Origin of the sequence: Streptomyces longispororuber (assembly GCF_024448165.1) — a bacterium.
GTDB lineage: Bacteria > Actinomycetota > Actinomycetes > Streptomycetales > Streptomycetaceae > Streptomyces > Streptomyces longispororuber_A.
Window position 1 is genome coordinate 1 of the sequence record NZ_JAMOLN010000203.1, and the last position, 18621, is coordinate 18621.

The 18621-nt window shown below is 69.8% G+C and carries 16 protein-coding genes; 13 read left to right on the forward strand and 3 right to left on the reverse strand.

Features of this window, described 5'->3' with window-relative positions; translation table 11 throughout:
- Window positions 1-480: gluconokinase (locus M4J07_RS38385; RefSeq protein ID WP_255980061.1), on the reverse strand; the 480-nt coding region annotated here is incomplete at its 3' end.
- A gap of 156 nt (window positions 481-636) precedes the next feature.
- On the opposite strand from M4J07_RS38385, the gene M4J07_RS38390 reads away from it, so the two are divergent.
- The gene (locus tag M4J07_RS38390; protein ID WP_255980063.1) at window positions 637-1338 is read left to right on the forward strand and encodes a FadR/GntR family transcriptional regulator; all 702 of its coding nucleotides are present in this window, start codon (window positions 637-639) and stop codon (window positions 1336-1338) included.
- 40 nt (window positions 1339-1378) lie between these two features.
- On the opposite strand, the gene M4J07_RS38395 is transcribed toward M4J07_RS38390, so the two are convergent.
- Window positions 1379-1777, reverse strand: coding sequence for a YchJ family protein (locus M4J07_RS38395; protein WP_255980065.1), 399 nt, complete (start codon window positions 1775-1777; stop codon window positions 1379-1381).
- 198 nt (window positions 1778-1975) lie between these two features.
- Window positions 1976-2902: a helix-turn-helix domain-containing protein gene (locus M4J07_RS38400; protein WP_255980067.1), complete on the reverse strand. Its 927-nt coding sequence runs from the start codon at window positions 2900-2902 to the stop codon at window positions 1976-1978.
- Window positions 2903-3086: 184 nt separating this feature from the next.
- On the opposite strand from M4J07_RS38400, the gene tkt reads away from it, so the two are divergent.
- From tkt to M4J07_RS38460, 12 genes are all read left to right on the forward strand, one after another.
- Window positions 3087-5183 carry a transketolase gene (tkt, locus tag M4J07_RS38405; RefSeq protein ID WP_255980069.1) on the forward strand — a complete coding sequence of 699 codons (2097 nt, stop codon included), beginning with the start codon at window positions 3087-3089 and terminating at the stop codon, window positions 5181-5183.
- Window positions 5184-5236: 53 nt separating this feature from the next.
- The gene (gene tal / locus M4J07_RS38410) at window positions 5237-6364 is read left to right on the forward strand and encodes a transaldolase (protein WP_255980071.1); all 1128 of its coding nucleotides are present in this window, start codon (window positions 5237-5239) and stop codon (window positions 6362-6364) included.
- Complete coding sequence (gene zwf / locus M4J07_RS38415; RefSeq protein ID WP_255980073.1) at window positions 6361-7893, forward strand: glucose-6-phosphate dehydrogenase; 1533 nt, start codon at window positions 6361-6363, stop codon at window positions 7891-7893. Before tal ends, zwf begins: the two co-directional genes overlap by 4 nt.
- Complete coding sequence (opcA, locus tag M4J07_RS38420) at window positions 7890-8831, forward strand: glucose-6-phosphate dehydrogenase assembly protein OpcA (RefSeq protein WP_255980075.1); 942 nt, start codon at window positions 7890-7892, stop codon at window positions 8829-8831. The genes zwf and opcA overlap by 4 nt, the downstream gene beginning before the upstream one ends.
- The gene (gene pgi, locus M4J07_RS38425; RefSeq protein WP_255980077.1) at window positions 8824-10479 is read left to right on the forward strand and encodes a glucose-6-phosphate isomerase; all 1656 of its coding nucleotides are present in this window, start codon (window positions 8824-8826) and stop codon (window positions 10477-10479) included. The genes opcA and pgi overlap by 8 nt, the downstream gene beginning before the upstream one ends.
- 57 nt (window positions 10480-10536) lie before the next feature.
- Entirely contained in the window at window positions 10537-11412 is an 876-nt protein-coding gene (gene gnd, locus M4J07_RS38430) for a phosphogluconate dehydrogenase (NAD(+)-dependent, decarboxylating) (protein WP_255980079.1), read from the forward strand.
- Between the two features lie 211 nt (window positions 11413-11623).
- Entirely contained in the window at window positions 11624-13324 is a 1701-nt protein-coding gene (locus M4J07_RS38435) for a fibronectin type III domain-containing protein (protein WP_255980080.1), read from the forward strand.
- Window positions 13325-13435: 111 nt separating this feature from the next.
- Complete coding sequence (locus tag M4J07_RS38440; protein WP_255980082.1) at window positions 13436-14278, forward strand: ROK family protein; 843 nt, start codon at window positions 13436-13438, stop codon at window positions 14276-14278.
- 27 nt (window positions 14279-14305) lie between these two features.
- Entirely contained in the window at window positions 14306-15997 is a 1692-nt protein-coding gene (locus M4J07_RS38445; RefSeq protein WP_255980084.1) for an ABC transporter substrate-binding protein, read from the forward strand.
- A 10-nt stretch (window positions 15998-16007) separates the two neighbouring features.
- A complete protein-coding gene (locus M4J07_RS38450; protein WP_255980086.1) occupies window positions 16008-16997 on the forward strand; it encodes an ABC transporter permease in 990 nt (329 codons plus the stop codon).
- A 7-nt stretch (window positions 16998-17004) separates the two neighbouring features.
- Window positions 17005-17928, forward strand: a complete 924-nt coding sequence (locus M4J07_RS38455; protein WP_255980088.1) for an ABC transporter permease — start codon at window positions 17005-17007, stop codon at window positions 17926-17928.
- Window positions 17921-18621: ABC transporter ATP-binding protein (locus tag M4J07_RS38460; RefSeq protein ID WP_255980090.1), on the forward strand; the 701-nt coding region annotated here is incomplete at its 3' end. The genes M4J07_RS38455 and M4J07_RS38460, both read left to right, overlap by 8 nt.

Here is an 18621-nt window from a genome sequence, read left to right on the forward strand (position 1 = left end):
GGCCCGGTCCGTGATCTCCTCCGGCGAACCCGCCACGTCGACGTCGACGCCCGCCTCGTCCGCCGCGAGCGGCTGGAGCGTGGCGAACTGGGAGTCGAGCAGCGCGGTGGGCATGAAGTGGCCCTGCCGATGGGACATGCGGTCCTCGATGAGCTTGCGGTCACCGGTCAGGTGCACGAAGACGACACCGGGGGCGGCGGCGCGGAGCCGGTCGCGGTAGCTGCGCTTGAGGGCGGAGCTGCTGACCACACCGCCGAGTCCGGCACGGCCGTGGGCCCAGCGGCCGATGGCGTCCAGCCAGGGCCAGCGGTCCTCGTCCGTGAGCGGGGTGCCGGCCGACATCTTCTCGATGTTGGCCTCGGGGTGGAAGTCGTCGCCCTCGGCGTAGGGAACGCCCAGCCGGTCGGCGAGCAGGGGACCGATCGTCGTCTTGCCGGTACCTGCAACGCCCATGACCACGACGACGTGGGGGGTGCTCATCGCGTACTGCCTCGCTGTCTTCATCGACATCGCTGTGTCACGTCACTGAAACCTAAAAGGTCTGACTAATTCAAGACCCTGTGACATACAAGTCAGACTTTTTATTCCGCCTGGTCCTCGCCCGGCCCTCTCCCTGCCTCCCCGTAGGCTGAGCCCATGACCACACAGGACCGGGGACTGCACGCCCGCGTATTGGACAGCCTCGGTCCCGCCATCACCGCGGGTGAGTACCCCGCGGGCAGCGTCCTGCGCACGGACGAGCTCGCCCAGCACTACGAGGTGTCGCGCTCGGTGATGCGCGAGGCGGTGCGCGTCCTGGAATCCATGAACCTGGTGGTGTCGCGGCGCCGCGTCGGCGTGACCGTACGGCCCGCCGAGGAGTGGAACGTCTATGACCCGCGGGTCATCCGCTGGCGTCTCGCCGGGGCCGACCGGCCGCGCCAGCTGCGCTCGCTCACGGTTCTGCGGTCGGCGGTCGAGCCGGTCGCCGCGGGCCTCGCCGCGCGCTACGCGACGGCCGGGCAGTGCGCGGAACTCACCGAGTGCGCGCTCGGCATGGTCGCCACGTCGCGCGGCAACCAGCTGGAGGCGTACCTCGTCCACGACATCGAGTTCCACCGCGTCGTGCTGACCGCGTCGGGCAACGAGATGTTCGCCCACCTCGGCGACCTGGTGGCCGAGGTGCTGTCGGGCCGCACCCACCACCAGGTCATGTTCGAGGACCCGGACCCGGCGGCGGTCACCCTGCACGTCCAGGTCGCGGAGGCGGTGCGGGAGGGGAACGCGGAGCGCGCGGAGGCGCTCACGCGCGAGATCGCGGTGGGCGCGCTCCAGGAGCTGGACATCCTCGCGCCCTGAACTCCCTTGCGCGCCACGGGCGCTGACCGGGCGTCAGGGCCTACTCGATGAAGTCGCCGTCGACGTACACCCAGGCTCCGGCCACCCGCACGAACCGGCTCCGCTCGTGCAGCGCGCCCGCCCGGCCGCCGTCCCGGTAGCGGGCGCGGAACGTGACCGTGCCCTTCTGGTGGAACGCCGAGCCCTCGGTCGTCTCCTGGATCTCCAGACCGGTCCAGCTCAGCGCCGGATCGAAGTCGATGCCGGGCGGCCGGGTGTCCGGGTGCCAGGTGCGCAGCAGGTACCCGGCGTCGCGCCGGGTGAAGGCGCAGTACCGGGAGCGCATCAGGGCCTCGGCGGTGGGGGCGGCGGCGCTGCCGGAGTGGTAGCGGCCGCAGCAGTCCTCGTAGGCCCGCGGCAGGCCGCAGGCGCAGGTGGTGGGGGTGGTCGGGTGTGGCATGGCGCCGACCCTATCCAGTGGCCGCGCCCTGCGGCGGCGCCCGGGCCGACGGCCGCGATCCGGGGCACGGCGGGCGACAGGGTCAGGGTCGACCCGTCGTGCTCATGCAGAGTGACCGATCGCCGGGCCGGGCGTCCGGTCGACTCCCTTACGTTTACCGTCCTTTCGTAACTCTTTACGCAGGGCGCAGGGATGCGCTCAGACCTGCTCGGCCCGGAACGCGGCCGGTGTCACGCCCGTGTGCTGGAGGAAGTACTTCGAGAAGTTCGCCGAGTCGCCGAAGCCGACCGCCACCCCGATCCGGCCCACCGGCAGCTCCGTGTGCGCGAGCAGCCGCTTGGCCTCCAGGACCACCCGCCGGTCGATGAACGCCTTCGGGGTCTGGCCGGTTGCGGCGCGCACGGCGCGGACCAGCGTGCGCCGGGAGTAGCCGAGCTCGTCGGCGTACGCACTCACGCTGTGGTTCGTCGTGAAGCCCTGCTCGACCGCCGTGCGGAACCGGCTGAACGTCGTGTCGGGCTGCGGCCTGCACTCGTCGGCCGCCGCCTGCGCCGACACGTGCGCCACCCGCAGCATGAACGCCGTCAGGGAGTGCCGCAGGACGGACGTGTGCAGGCTCAGCGGCAGCGTCGAGGTGTCCAGGTACTCGCGCTGCAGCTGCTCCAGGGAGCTCTCCAGCGCGGCGAGTTGGTCCGGGTCCGGGTGGAGCAGCGGCGGCCGGTCGTAGCGGTACAGGCCGGTCGCCTCGACGATGGCGCGCGGCAGGAAACCGGGCTGCATGGTCAGCGCCGTGCCCACGTACTGCTCCGTCGTCGAGAAGCCGTGCACCTGGCCGGGCCGGATCCACAGCACGTCGCCGGCCCCGACCTCGTACTCCGCGAAGTCGATCATGTGGTGGACCGGGCCCTCGCGGAAGAACAGCAGGACGTGGAAGTCGATGCGGTGCACCCGGCGCGAGAGGCCCACGCCGCCCGCCCACGGACCGTCGGTCCCCATCGGCCCGACCTGCATCCCCACCCCGGAGACGCTCGCGCTCGGGTCGAAGGGATACGTGCGGATGTGCGCTCGATCCGCGGGGGTCGCTCCCAGATGTGCGCTCGTCTGCGCGGGGTCCTGCTCCGTCATCGACTTTCCTTGGCTTCAACTCCTGTAGGTGTCTCATTTTCACCGAACGCTGGCACGGGCGCACCTACCTCTCCAAAAGTATGACCTTTAAGTTCGTAGGTAGTTCGACCAGGGGCTTTGGTCCCTGTAGGGCGATGCCTTTGGGCACATCGGCAGGACAACGGATGCGAAGGAAGTCAGACAGATGAGCACGCAGACACCGAACGGCCTCGACCCCTTCGAGGCTCCCTTCGAGTGGACCGACCTCGACCAGCGTGCCGTCGACACCGCCCGGCTGCTGGCCGCCGACGCCGTGCAGAAGGTCGGCAACGGCCACCCCGGCACCGCGATGAGCCTGGCCCCGGCCGCGTACACCCTCTTCCAGAAGGTCATGCGCCACGACCCGGCCGACCCGGAGTGGACCGGCCGCGACCGCTTCGTCCTGTCGCCCGGCCACACCAGCCTCACCCTCTACACGCAGCTCTTCCTCTCCGGCTACGAGCTGGAGCTGGACGACCTGAAGGCGTTCCGCACGCAGGGCTCGAAGACGCCCGGCCACCCGGAGTACGGCCACACCGCCGGCGTAGAGACCACCACCGGTCCGCTCGGCCAGGGCGTCGCCAACGCGGTGGGCATGGCGATGGCCGCCCGCTACGAGCGCGGCCTGTTCGACCCGGAGGCCCCCGAGGGCACCTCCCCCTTCGACCACACCATCTGGGCGATCGTCTCCGACGGCGACCTGGAGGAGGGCGTCTCCGCCGAGGCCAGCTCCCTCGCGGGACACCAGAAGCTCGGCAACCTCGTCTTCGTCTACGACGACAACCACATCTCCATCGAGGGCGACACCGCGACCGCGTTCTCCGAGGACGTCCTCGGACGCTACGAGGCGTACGGCTGGCACGTGCAGCGCATCGAGCCGCAGGCCGACGGCAACGTCGACGCCAAGGCCCTGCACGAGGCGCTCGCCGCCGCCAAGGCCGAGACCGGGCGCCCGTCCATCATCGCGATGCGCACGATCATCGCCTGGCCCGCGCCGACCGCCCAGAACACCGAGGCGTCGCACGGCTCGGCGCTCGGCGCCGACGAGATCGCCGCCACCAAGCGCGTCCTCGGCTTCGACCCCGAGCAGTCCTTCATCGTCGAGGACGACGTCATCGCGCACACCCGCAAGGCGCTGGACCGCGGCGCCGAGGCGCACGCCGCCTGGGACAAGCAGCTCGGCGCCTGGCGCACCGACAACCCCGAGCGCTCCAAGCTGCTCGACCGCATCGTCGCCGGCCGCCTCCCCGAGGGCTGGGAGCAGGCGCTGCCCGCCTTCGAGACCGGCGCCAAGCTCGCCACCCGCGCCGCGTCCGGCAAGGTCCTCCAGGCCCTCGGCCCGGTCCTGCCCGAGCTGTGGGGCGGTTCCGCCGACCTCGCCGGCTCGAACAACACCACCATCGACAAGAACTCCTCGTTCCTGCCGAAGGGCAACCCGCTGCCCGAGGCCGACCCCTACGGCCGCACCGTCCACTTCGGCATCCGCGAGTTCTCGATGGCCGCCGAGATGAACGGCATCGCGCTGCACGGCAACACCCGCATCTACGGCGGCACGTTCCTCGTGTTCTCCGACTACATGCGCAACGCCGTCCGCATGTCGGCCCTCATGCAGCTCCCGGTGACGTACGTCTGGACCCACGACTCCGTCGGTCTGGGCGAGGACGGCCCGACCCACCAGCCCGTCGAGCACCTCGCCTCGCTGCGCGCCATCCCCGGCCTGAACGTCGTCCGCCCGGCCGACGCCAACGAGACGGCCGTCGCCTGGCGCGAGATCCTGCGCCGCGGCTCGGTCAAGCCGGCCCCGCACGGCCTGGCCCTGACCCGCCAGGGCGTGCCGACGTACGAGGCCAACGAGCTCGCCGCCAAGGGTGGTTACGTCCTCGTCGAGGCGTCGGACCGGACCCCGGACGTCGTCCTGATCGCCACCGGCTCCGAGGTGCAGCTCGCCGTCGCCGCGCGCGAGACCCTGGAGGCCGAGGGCATCGCGACCCGCGTCGTGTCGATGCCGTCCGTCGAGTGGTTCGAGGAGCAGGACCAGGCCTACAAGGACTCCGTCCTGCCGCCGGCCGTCAAGGCCCGCGTCGCCGTCGAGGCCGGCATCGGCCTCACCTGGTACCGCTACGTCGGCGACGCAGGACGCATCGTCTCCCTGGAGCACTTCGGCGCCTCCGCCGACGCGAACGTCCTCTTCGAGGAGTTCGGCTTCACCGCTGAGAACGTCGCCGCCAAGGCCCGGGAGTCCGTGGCCGCCGCCCGCGCCTGATCCCTCCGCAGTCAGCACGCGTCACGTACGCACGAAAGAAGATGAAGAACACCATGAGCAACGCCAGCACCTCGTCGCCCCTCAAGGCCCTCTCCGACGAAGGCGTCTCCATCTGGCTGGACGACCTGTCCCGCACGCGCATCGAGTCCGGCAACCTCGCCGAGATCGTCGAGAACAGCCACGTCGTGGGCGTCACCACGAACCCCTCGATCTTCCAGGCCGCCATCGGCTCCGGCGAGGGCTACGAGGAGCAGCTCGCCGACCTGGCCGTCCGCAAGGTCACCGTCGACGAGGCCGTCCGCATGATGACCACGGCCGACGTCCGCGCCGCCGCCGACATCCTGCGCCCGGTGTACGACGCGACGCAGGGCCGCGACGGCCGCGTCTCCATCGAGGTCGACCCGCGCCTGGCCCACGAGACCGCGGCCACGATCGCCGAGGCCAAGCAGCTGGCCTGGCTCGTCGACCGTCCGAACGTCATGATCAAGATTCCGGCGACCCTCGCGGGCCTCCCGGCCATCACCGAGGTCATCGGCCTCGGCATCTCGGTCAACGTCACGCTGATCTTCTCCCTCGACCGCTACAAGGCCGTCATGGACGCCTACCTCGCGGGTCTGGAGAAGGCGCACGAGCGCGGCATCGACCTCGCCACGATCCACTCCGTCGCGTCCTTCTTCGTGTCGCGCGTCGACGCCGAGATCGACAAGCGCCTCGGCAAGATCGGCACGGACGAGGCGCTCGCCCTCAAGGGCAAGGCGGCGCTCGCCAACGCCCGGCTCGCCTACGAGGCCTACGAGCAGGTCTTCGCCACCGAGCGGGCCGCGACCCTGGAGGCCGCCGGCGCCAACAAGCAGCGCCCGCTGTGGGCCTCGACCGGCGTCAAGGACCCCGCGTACAAGGACACCCTGTACGTCGACGAGCTGGTCGCCCCCGGCACCGTGAACACCATGCCGGAAGGAACCCTGCGGGCCACCGCCGACCACGGCGACATCCACGGCGACTCGGTCAGCGGCACCTACGACGCCTCGCGCGCCGAGATCGCCGCCGTCGAGAAGCTCGGCATCTCCTACGACGAGGTCGTCCAGCAGCTCGAGGACGAGGCCGTCGACAAGTTCGAGATCGCCTGGAACGACCTGCTCGGCACCGTCACGAACCGCCTCCAGGGGGCTGAGTCCAAGTGAGCGTCACCGCTTGGCAGAACCCGCTGAGGGACCCCCGCGACCGCCGCCTGCCGCGCGTCGCGGGCCCCTCCGGGCTCGTCATCTTCGGCGTCACGGGCGACCTGTCCCGCAAGAAGCTGATGCCGGCCGTCTACGACCTCGCCAACCGGGGTCTGCTGCCGCCGGGCTTCTCGCTCCTCGGCTTCGCCCGCCGCGAGTGGGAGGACCAGGACTTCGCCCAGGTCGTCCACGACTCGGTCAAGGAGCACGCCCGCACCCCCTTCCGTGAGGAGGTCTGGACGCAGCTCGCCGAGGGCATGCGCTTCATCCCCGGCGACTTCGACGACGACACCGCGTTCAAGCAGCTGCGCGCGGCCGTCGACGAGCTGGACGAGAAGCGCGGCACCAGCGGCAACTACGCCTTCTACCTCTCGGTCCCGCCGAAGTTCTTCCCGAAGGTCGTGCAGCAGCTCAAGAAGCACGGCCTGGCGGACGCGCCGCAGGGTTCCTGGCGGCGTGCCGTCATCGAGAAGCCGTTCGGCCACGACATCGAGTCGGCGCGCGACCTGAACGCGATCGTGCACGACGTCTTCGCGCCCGAGCAGGTCTTCCGCATCGACCACTACCTCGGCAAGGAGACCGTCCAGAACATCCTGGCGCTCCGCTTCGCCAACCAGATGTACGAGCCGATCTGGAACCGGTCGTACGTCGACCACGTCCAGATCACGATGGCCGAGGACATCGGCATCGGCGGCCGCGCCGGCTACTACGACGGCATTGGCGCCGCCCGCGACGTCATCCAGAACCACCTCCTCCAGCTGATGGCGCTGACCGCCATGGAGGAACCGGCCTCGTTCGACGCCGAGTCGCTGGTGACGGAGAAGCTCAAGGTCCTCAAGTCCGTCCGGCTCCCCGCCGACCTGGAGAAGTCCACGGTCCGCGCGCAGTACGCGGCGGGCTGGCAGGGCGGCGAGAAGGTCAAGGGCTACCTCCAGGAAGACGGCATCGACCCCAAGTCGAAGACCGACACCTACGCCGCCGTGAAGCTGGAGATCGACAACCGCCGCTGGGCGGGCGTCCCGTTCTACCTGCGCACCGGCAAGCGCCTGGGCCGTCGCGTCACCGAGATCGCGGTCGTCTTCCAGCGCGCCCCGCACTCCCCGTTCGACTCCACCGCCACCGAGGAACTCGGCCAGAACGCGATCGTCATCCGCGTACAGCCCGACGAGGGCATGACCGTACGCTTCGGATCCAAGGTCCCGGGTACGTCGATGGAGATCCGCGACGTGTCCATGGACTTCGCGTACGGCGAGTCGTTCACGGAGTCCAGCCCCGAGGCGTACGAACGTCTCATCCTGGACGTGCTTCTCGGCGACGCGAACCTCTTCCCGCGCACGGAGGAGGTCGAGGAGTCCTGGCGCATCCTCGACCCCATCGAGGCGCACTGGGACGGCCACGGCAAGCCCGCCCGGTACGCATCGGGCAGCTGGGGCCCCGAGGAAGCGGACGAGATGCTCGCACGAGACGGACGGAGCTGGCGCAGGCCATGAAGATCGACCTCACCGACACCACGGCAAGCAAGGTCAACAAGGCGCTCGTGCAAGGGCGCAGGGCCATCGGGACGCCCGCGGTGGGCATGGTCCTGACGATGGTCATCGTCACCGACGAGGAGAACGCGTACGACTCGATCAAGGCCGCCGAGGAGGCGTCCCGCGAGCACCCGTCGCGCACCCTCGTCGTGATCAAGCGCACCGCCCGCACGCCGCGCGACCGGCAGGGCAACCGGCTCGACGCCGAGGTCCGGGTCGGCTCCGACGCGGGCACCGGCGAGACCGTGATCCTGCGTCTGTACGGCGAGGTGAGCCGGCACGCCGACTCGGTCGTGCTGCCGCTGCTGCTGCCCGACGCCCCGGTCGTCGTGTGGTGGCCGGCCGACGCCCCCGACGAGCCCTCCAAGGACCCGCTGGGCGCGCTCGCCGCCCGCCGGATCACCGACCTGTACGCCGACGAGGACGCCCTGGACGCCGTCGACCGGCGTGCCGCGTCCTACGCCCCGGGCGACACCGACCTGGCCTGGACCCGGCTCACCCCGTGGCGCTCCATGCTGGCCGCCGCCCTCGACCAGGCCCGCACCGACATCGTCTCCGCGGCCGTCGAGTCCGAGGCCGAGAACCCCAGCGCCGAACTGCTCGCGCGCTGGCTCGGCGCCCGCCTCGGCGTCCCGGTCGAGCGCGTCACGACCGACGGGCCCGTCGTCACCGCGGTCCGCCTGGGCACGCCGAACGGCGAGATCCGCATCGACCGCCCCGACGGCCCGCTCGCCACCCTGTCGCTGCCCGGCCAGCCCGAGCGCACCCTCGCCCTGAAGGTCCGCTCGACCGCCGAGCTGATCGCCGAAGAGCTCCGCCGCCTCGACGCCGACGAGATGTACGCCGTCGCGCTGCAGGCCGGGCCCGTCGACTCCAAGGAGTCTGTTCAACATGCCTGAGAACGCACCTCTGTTGACGCGCCGCCCGCAGTGGACCGCCCTGGAGGACCACCGCGCGAAGTTCAACGGCACGCACCTGCGCGACCTGTTCGCCACCGACCCGGGACGCGCCCAGCGCTACACCGTCCAGGTCGGCGACCTGCACATCGACTACGCGAAGCACCTGGTCACCGACGAGACGCTCGCCCTCCTCCAGGAACTGGCCGCCGCCACCGACGTGTTCGGGCAGCGCGACGCCATGTTCCGCGGCGAGAAGATCAACACGACCGAGGACCGGGCCGTGCTGCACACGGCGCTGCGCGCCCCGGCCGACGCGGTCGTCGAGGTCGACGGCGAGAACGTCGTACCGAAGGTGCACGCCGTCCTCGACCGGATGGCCGGCTTCGCGGACCGGGTCCGCTCGGGCGAGTGGACCGGCCACACCGGCCGGCGCATCAAGAACGTCGTGAACGTCGGCATCGGCGGCTCCGACCTCGGCCCCGCCATGGCGTACGAGGCCCTCCGCCCGTACACCGCACGGGAGTTGACGTTCCGGTTCGTGTCGAACGTGGACGGCGCCGACCTGCACGAGGCCGTCCGCGACCTCGACCCGGCCGAGACGCTCTTCGTCATCGCCTCGAAGACGTTCACCACCATCGAGACGATCACCAACGCCACGGCGGCCCGTACCTGGCTGCTCGCCGGACTCGGCGGTGACGAGTCCGCGGTCGCCAAGCACTTCGTCGCCCTGTCGACCAACGCCGAGAAGGTGTCGGACTTCGGCATCGACACGGCCAACATGTTCGAGTTCTGGGACTGGGTCGGCGGCCGCTACTCCTTCGACTCGGCCATCGGCCTGTCGCTGATGATCGCCATCGGCCCGGACCACTTCCGTGCGCTCCTCGACGGCTTCCGGCTGGTCGACGAGCATTTCAGGACGGCGCCGGCCGAGGCCAACGCCCCGCTCCTGCTCGGTCTGCTCGGCATCTGGTACGGCAACTTCCACGGTGCCCAGTCGCACGCGGTGCTGCCGTACTCGCACTACCTCTCCAAGTTCACCGCGTACCTCCAGCAGCTCGACATGGAGTCCAACGGCAAGTCCGTGGACCGCGAGGGCCGGGGCGTGGAGTGGCAGACCGGCCCGGTGGTGTGGGGCACGCCCGGCACCAACGGCCAGCACGCCTACTACCAGCTCATCCACCAGGGCACGAAGCTGATCCCGGCGGACCTGATCGGCTTCGCGAACCCGGTCGACGAGCTCGGGGACGACCTCAAGGACCAGCACGACCTGCTGATGGCCAACCTGTTCGCCCAGGGCCAGGCGCTCGCGTTCGGCAAGACGCCCGACGAGGTGCGCGCGGAGGGCGTCGCCGAGGACCTGGTGCCGCACAAGACGTTCAAGGGCAACCACCCCACGACGACGATCCTGGCGAAGGAACTGACCCCGTCGGTCCTCGGCCAGCTCATCGCCCTCTACGAGCAGAAGGTGTTCGTCCAGGGCGCCGTCTGGAACATCGACTCCTTCGACCAGTGGGGCGTCGAGCTCGGCAAGGTCCTCGCCAAGCGCGTCGAACCCGCCCTCACCGAAGGCACCGACGTCCCGGGCCTGGACGAGTCGACCAAGTCCCTCGTCGCCACATACCGCGCGCTGCGCGGCCGTACCGCCTGACGTTTCAAGATCCACGCAGAGATCCACGAAGTGATCCACGAAGGTAAGTGAACTGACATGCAGCTTGGACTCATCGGCCTCGGCAAGATGGGCGGCAACATGCGCGAGCGCATCCGCCGCGCCGGCCACGACGTCATCGGTTACGACCGCAACCCCGAGGTCTCGGACGTCGCGTCCCTGAGCGAGCTCGTCGAGAAGCTCGAAGGCCCGCGCGTGGTCTGGGTGATGGTGCCGGCCGGCGCCGCGACCCAGTCGACCGTCGACGAGCTGAAGGACCTGCTCGCCGAGGGCGACATCGTCGTCGACGGCGGCAACTCCCGCTGGACGGACGACGAGAAGCACGCCGAGGAGCTCGCCGCCAAGGGCATCGGCTTCGTCGACGCCGGTGTCTCCGGCGGTGTGTGGGGCCTGCAGAACGGCTACGCCCTGATGGTCGGCGGCTCCGACGAGAACGTCGCGAAGGTGAAGCCGGTCTTCGACGCCCTCAAGCCCGAGGGTGACTACGGCTACGTCCACGCGGGCAAGGTCGGCGCCGGCCACTTCTCCAAGATGGTCCACAACGGCATCGAGTACGCCATGATGCAGGCCTACGCCGAGGGCTGGGAGCTGCTGGAGGCCGCCGACTCCGTCACGGACGTCCGCGAGGTCTTCCGCTCCTGGCAGGAGGGCACCGTCATCCGCTCCTGGCTGCTCGACCTCGCGGTCAACGCCCTGGACGACGACGAGCACCTGGAGCAACTGCGCGGCTTCGCGCAGGACTCGGGCGAGGGCCGCTGGACGGTGGAGGCCGCCATCGACCACTCCGTCCCGCTGCCCGCGATCACCGCGTCCCTCTTCGCCCGCTTCTCGTCCCGCCAGGACGACTCGCCGCAGATGAAGATGATCGCGGCGCTGCGCAACCAGTTCGGCGGCCACGCGGTCGAGAAGAAGTAGCTCCGCGCGGCCCGGTACCCACCACGGCCGACGCACACGGCGCCCCGCCACCCCTCGCACCGAGGGGTGGCGGGGCGCCGTTCGTCGTGCGGTCCCGCGCACCACCTTGACAACCGCATTGGTCCATACCAACTTATGAGAGCCACAGGAACGACACGGTTCGCGCACGTCCCCAGAATCCCCAAACCCCCCTAGAACAGAGGGAGTTCGCGTGTCCCCACACCGAACGCAACGCCGCACCGGACGTCATGGAAGACCCCGCCTGATCGCTCTCCTCGGCGCCGCCGCGCTCGCCCTCGCCGGCGCGGTCGCCCTGCCCGGCACCGCCCAGGCGGCCAACGTCCTGTCCGACCCCGGCTTCGAGTCCGGCTCGCTGGGCGCCTGGAGCTGCTCGGGCAACCTCGGCTCCGTGGTCGCCGGCCCCGTGCACGGCGGGTCCAAGGCCCTGGCCGGAGCGGCCACGTCGAGCGACAACGCCAAGTGCAGCAGGACCGTCGCCGTCCAGCCGAACACCGCGTACACGCTCTCCGGCTGGGTGCGCGGCAACTACGTCTACCTCGGCGTCGACGGCGGCGCCTCGACCTGGACCCAGTCCCCGTCCGCGTACAGCCAGCTGACGGTGCAGTTCACCACCGGCGCGAGCCAGACCAGCGCCACGGTCTACACCCAGGGCTGGTACGCGCAGGGCACCTACTACGCGGACGACCTCAGCCTCGACGGACCGGGCGGCAACCCCGGCGACACCCAGGCCCCGACCGCCCCGACCGGCCTCACCTCCACCGGGAAGACGTCCAGCAGCGTCTCCCTGTCCTGGGGCGCCGCGAGCGACAACGTCGGCGTCACCGGCTACGACGTCTACAGCGGCGGCAGCAACAAGCTCCTCACGGTGAGCGGGACCTCCGCCACCGTCTCCGGCCTCACCCCGTCCACCGCGTACTCCTTCACCGTCAAGGCGCACGACGCGGCAGGGAACAGCTCGCCAGCCTCCAACGCCGTCTCCGTCACCACGGAAGCGGGCTCCGGCGGCACCGGCTTCAAGCAGGCGGCGCCCTACCTCTACACCGGCTGGGGCGACCCGCCGAGCCCGACCACCGTCATGAACGCCACCGGCGTCAAGTGGTTCACGATGGCGTTCATCCTCTCCTCCGGCGGCTGCAACCCGGCCTGGGACGGCCAGCGCCCGCTCACCGGCGGCCAGGACCAGACCGCCATCAACGCCATCCGCTCCGCGGGCGGTGACATCGTCCCCTCGATCGGCGGCTGGAGCGGCAACAAGCTCGGCCCCAACTGCTCCACCCCCGAAGCCCTCGCCGGCGCGTACCAGAAGGTCATCGACGCGTACGGCCTGAAGGCGATCGACGTCGACATCGAGAACAGCGACGAGTTCGAGAACACCGCCGTCCAGGACCGGATCCTGAACGCCCTGAAGATCGTCAAGGCCAACAACCCCGGCCTGCGGACCATCCTCACCTTCGGGACGTCCACCACAGGACCGACCTACTACGGCAACCGCCTCATCGAGCAGTCGAAGGCGCTGAACGCGAACATCGACGTCTTCACCATCATGCCGTTCGACTTCGGCGGCGGCTCCGACATGTACGGCAACACCGTCAACGCCTCGGAGGGCCTGAAGACCAAGCTCAAGTCGGTCTACGGCTGGGACGACGCCACCGCCTACGCCCACATGGGCATCTCCGGCATGAACGGCCTCAGCGACCAGCAGGAGACCACCACGCCCGCCATCTGGACCCAGATCAAGGACTGGGCCAACAGCAAGCACCTCGCCCGGCTCGCCTTCTGGTCGGTCAACCGCGACCGGCCCTGCGCGGGCGGCGGCGTCGCCGAGAACTGCTCCGGCATCAGCCAGGACACCTGGCAGTTCACGAAGATCACCGCCGGCTTCACCGGCTGACCGACGCACGGTCAACTTCCTTATGGACACAGGGACTTACGCGCGGCGTCCGCCGCGCGTACAGTCTCGTAGCGCCTCGTTTAGTTACGTAACTTTACTGAGGAGCCGCTCGTGTCCCCAGCGCCAGACGCACACCTCCCGGTCGCCCCGGTCGTTCTCGCTCTCGACTTCGGCGGCACCAAGACCGCCCTGACCGTCGCCGACGCACGCCACGGCACCCGCCTGCACGACCTGACCGTCGACACCGACCCCGACCTCGGGCGGACCCTCAAGACCGCCCGCACCCTCCTCGCCGGCCGCGAACCGCACGCCGTGGGGGTGTCGACCATCGGCATCCCCGGTCCCGACGGCGTGGCCCTCGCCCCGAACATCCCCGGCTGGGACGAGCTCCCCCTGGAGCGCGAACTCGCCCGGGAGTTCCCCCGGTCGACGATCCGCGTCGCCACCGACGTGAAGGCCGCGGCCGCGTACGAGAACGCGTCCGGCGCCCTCGCCGGCTGCGACCCGGGCCTCTACGTGAACCTCGGCACCGGACTCGCCGTCGCCGTCGTCGCCCACGGCACCGTCCTCACCGGCCGGCACGGCGCCTCCGGCGAGATCGGCTACAACCTGCGCGCGCCCGACGACGTGGGCCGCACCGACCGCGTCCCGCTGGAGGCGGCCGTCAGCGGCAAGGCCCTGCGCCGGGGCACCCCCACCCCGGAGTTCACCAGGGAACTCGCCTACCACCTGGTCAACCTCACCATCGCCGTCGATCCCGAGCGGATCGTCGTCGGCGGCGGCATGGTCCGCGTCTGGCCCGCGCTGCACGACCCGCTGCGCGCCGCCCTCGACGCCGCCGTGCCCTATCCGCCCCAGCTCGTACCCGCCGCGCAACCGTACGACGCGCCCCTGCTCGGGGCACTGGCGCTGGCCGTCGAGGCCGCGCGCCCAGGACCGAAGAAGACTCGGTAGATCCGGCCCACGAAGGGACTGGCAGGAATGAGGCCCACGCGCATCCTCGCCGTCGCGCTCATGCTGACCCTCGCAGCGACGGCCTGCTCGGAGACCAAGCACAAGGGAAGCTCCGACGACGGCACCAACGCCACGGAGAACAGCGGCCCGAAGAAGAAGGGCGGCACGGTCACCATCGCCAACACGGCGGGGCAGACCTGGACCTGCAACTTCAACCCGTTCAACCCGGCCGTCTACAACACCTCCATCGGCTTCGTCTACGAGCCCCTGATCTTCGTGAACGCCCTCAAGGACCAGGCCGAGACGCCGATGCTCGCCAAGAGCTACAAGTGGAACGCGGCCAAGACGCAGATCGACTTCACGATCCGCTCCGGCGTGAAGTGGAACGACGGCGAGGCGTTCACCGCGAAGGACGTCGCCTTCACCTTCAACCTCATGAAGCGCGTCAAGTCCACCGACCTGTACGCCCTGTGGACCACGGCGGGACTCCAGTCGGTCACCGCCTCCGGCGATCAGGTGACCCTGAAGTTCGAGAAGGCGGCCCAGCCCTACTTCTACGCCTTCGCCCACCAGGTCGCGATCGTGCCCGAGCACGTCTTCGGCAAGGGCGATGCCGCGAGCAAGCCCGACACCTGGGTCGACAAGAAGCCCGTCGGCACCGGCCCGTTCGAGGTCGACCCGTGCACCCCGAACAACATCCAGTACAAGGCGAACCCCGACTACTGGCAGCAGGGCAAGCCGTACATCCAGAAGGTCGAGTACCCGGCCTACCTCGACAACGGCCCCGCCAACCTCGACCTCGCCAACGGCAAGGCCCAGTGGGGGAGCCAGTTCATCCCCGGCATCCAGCAGTTCTACCTGGACAAGTCGCCCGACAACCACACCTGGTCGCCACCCGTCCTGAACGTCGGCATCTACCCGAACCTCGACCCGTCCCACAAGACCACCAGCAACCTCAAGGTCCGCCAGGCGATCTCGTACGCCATCGACCGCGAGAAGGTCTCCCAGATCGGCGTCGGCGGACAGGAACCGGCCGCGAACCAGTCGGGCATCGTCACACCCACCTTCGACAAGTACTACGACAAGGCCGCCGTCGAGAAGGCCGGCTACGACAAGCCCGACCCGGCCCGCGCCAAGAAACTCCTGGCCGGCCTCGGCCACACCCCGGACAAGCCGCTCAAGCTCAGCATCATCACGATCACCGGCTACACGGACTGGGACGCCTCCCTCAAGGTCATCAAGCAGAACCTCAAGGCCGTCGGCATCGACCTCACCGTCCAGGACCTCGCCCAGCAGACCATGATCGGCAAGCTCTACACCGGCGACTACGACCTGGCCTACTACAACCAGCAGACCAGCGGACCCACCCCGTACTACGAGCTGCGCCAGATGCTGCACTCCGCGAACACCGCGCCCCTCGGCAAGAACGCCACCAGCAACTTCGCGCGCTACAAGAACCCGAAGGTCGACCAGCTCCTGAACGACTACGCGTCGGCGAACGAGACCGACCAGGTCGACATCGTCAAGCAGGTCGCCCAGTACATGATCGACGACGTGCCGGTGATCCCCGTCGTGGAGGCGGTGGACTGGTTCCAGTACAACACCAAGGACATCGCCGGCTGGCCGACCGAGGACAACCCGTACGCCCAGCCCGCCGCCTACAACTTCCCCGACACCGGACAGGTGCTGACCCACCTGTACTCCAAGTCGGCCCAGTAGGGGGCGAACCGTGCGCTTCATCCTCCGCCGCCTGGGGTTCTTCCTGCTCACGCTCTGGGCGGCGCTCACCCTGAACTTCTTCATCCCGCGCGTCATGCCGGGCGACCCGGTCGACGCCCTCACCGTGCGCACCCGCGGCCGGGTCTCCCGGGACGCGCTCGAACAGATGCTGACCTCCTTCGGCTTCAAGCCGGACCAGAACGTCGTGGTCCAGTACGTCGACTACTTGGGCCACATGTTCACCGGCAACTGGGGCCGCTCCATCGGCCAGACGCTGGGCGAGCCGGTCACCAAACTGATCGGCGGCGCCCTGCCCTGGACCCTCGGCCTCGTCGGCATCACCACCGTCCTGGCCTTCGTCCTCGGCACGCTGATCGGCACCATCGCGGGCTGGCGGCGCGGCGGCGCCCTCGACGCGATCCTCCCGCCGATCTTCGTCGTCACGTCGGCGCTGCCCTACTTCTGGGTCGGCCTGCTGCTGATCCTCGTCTTCTCGCAGGGCACCGGCGGCCTGCTCCCCGCCAACTTCAACTACGACACCTCGATCGTGCCCGGCTTCTCCCCGGGCTTCGTCGGCAGCGTCCTCACGCACGCCGTCCTGCCCGCCGCGACGCTCCTCATCACCACCATCGGTGGCTGGATCCTGACCATGCGCAACAACATGATCACCACGCTCGCCGAGGACTACGTCCGCATGGCCCGCGCCAAGGGCCTCGGCGGCCGCCGCATCATGTACGCCTACGCCGCCCGCAACGCGATCCTGCCCAACCTCGCCGGCTTCGCGATGTCCCTCGGCTTCGTCATCTCCGGCGCCATCCTCATCGAGTACGTCTTCAACTACCCGGGCGTCGGCTACCTCCTCTACAACGCCGTCCAGAACGTCGACTACCCGCTGATGCAGGCCCTCTTCATGCTCTTCACGGTCGCCGTGCTGGTGGCACTGCTGGCCGTCGACATCGCCACGGTGTGGCTCGACCCGCGCGCCAGGGCCAAGGGGTGAACCACCGATGACCACGACCACCGCCGTCACCGCGCCGCCCCCCGGCAGGGCCGCGCCGCGCGTCCGGGCCGGAGCCGGGCTCTGGCGCGCCATCAGGGGCAACCGCAAGGCCCTCACCGGCACCGCGATCCTGTTCGTCTTCACGGTCGTCGCCGCGTTCCCCGGCCTGTTCACCACGGTCGACCACCCGGACGAGGCCGCCTTCACCCCACGCCTCGACCCCTCCACGGCCCATCTGCTGGGCACCACCGCCCTCGGCCAGGACATCTACTCCCAACTCGTCCACGGCACCCGCGAATCCCTGGTCATCGCGGTCGTGGCCGGCGCCCTCGCCACCGTCCTCTCCGTGATCATCGGCGTCTCCGCCGCCTACCTGGGCGGCATCGCCGACGACCTGCTCTCGCTCCTCACGAACGTCGTCCTCGTCATCCCGGCGTTCCCCCTGGTGATCATCCTCGCCAAGTACTCCGGCAAGGGCTCCCTCACCGTCATCCTCACCGTCCTCGTCCTCACCGGCTGGTCCTACGGCGCCAACCAACTGCGCGCCCAGGCCCTGTCCCTGCGCAACCGGGACTTCCTCGAATCGGCCCGGGTGCGCGGCGAACGGCGCTCGTACATCATCGTCCGCGAGGTCCTGCCCACCATGACCTCGCTCATCGTCGCCAACTTCCTCGGCGCCGCCCTGTACGCGGTCCTCAGCGCCGCCGGACTCCAGTTCCTCGGCCTCGGCGACCCCAACTCGCAGAGCTGGGGCACGATGCTCTACTGGGCGCAGAACCAGCAGGCCCTGCAGACCGGCACCGCGCTCTGGTCCATCGCCCCCGGCCTCTGCGTAGCCCTCCTCGGCGTCGCCTTCGCCCTCGTCAACTACGCCTTCGACGAGATCGGCAACCCCGCCCTGCGCCCCGTGAAGAGGAGGCGCCGTGACTGACCGGCCGCTCCTGGACGTCCAGGACCTCACCGTCGCCTACGACACGCCGCGCGGCCCCGTCACCGCCGTCGACCACGTCGAACTCGCCGTCCACAAAGGCGAGTTCACCGCAGTCGTCGGCGAGTCCGGCTGCGGCAAGTCCACCCTGATGTTCGCCGTCGCGGGCCTGCTCAACCCGCCCGCCCGGATCACCTCCGGCACCGTCCGGTTCCGCGGCGACGACCTCGTCACCCTCACCGAACGCGAACTCGACGCCCTGCGCTGGCGCGACTTCTCCGTCGTCCTGCAGTCCGCCATGAACGCCCTCAACCCGGTGGCCACCCTCGCCGCCCAGTACAAGGACGCCATGGCCGCCCACGGCACGTACACCGCCGACGAGATCCGGGCCCGCTCCGCCGAGGTCCTCGAACTCGTCGGCATCGACGCCGTCCATCTGCGCAGCTACCCGCACCAGTTGTCCGGTGGGATGCGTCAACGCGCCATGATCGCGATGGCGTTGCTGCTCACCCCCGACCTCGTCGTCATGGACGAGCCGACGTCCGCCCTCGACGTCGTCGCCCAGCGCTCCCTCATGGTCCAGATCAAGGAACTCCAGCAACTCCTCGGCTTCGCCGTCGTGTTCGTCACCCACGACATGTCCCTCGTCTCGCACTTCTCCGACCGGCTCCTCGTCATGTACGCGGGCCAGGTCGT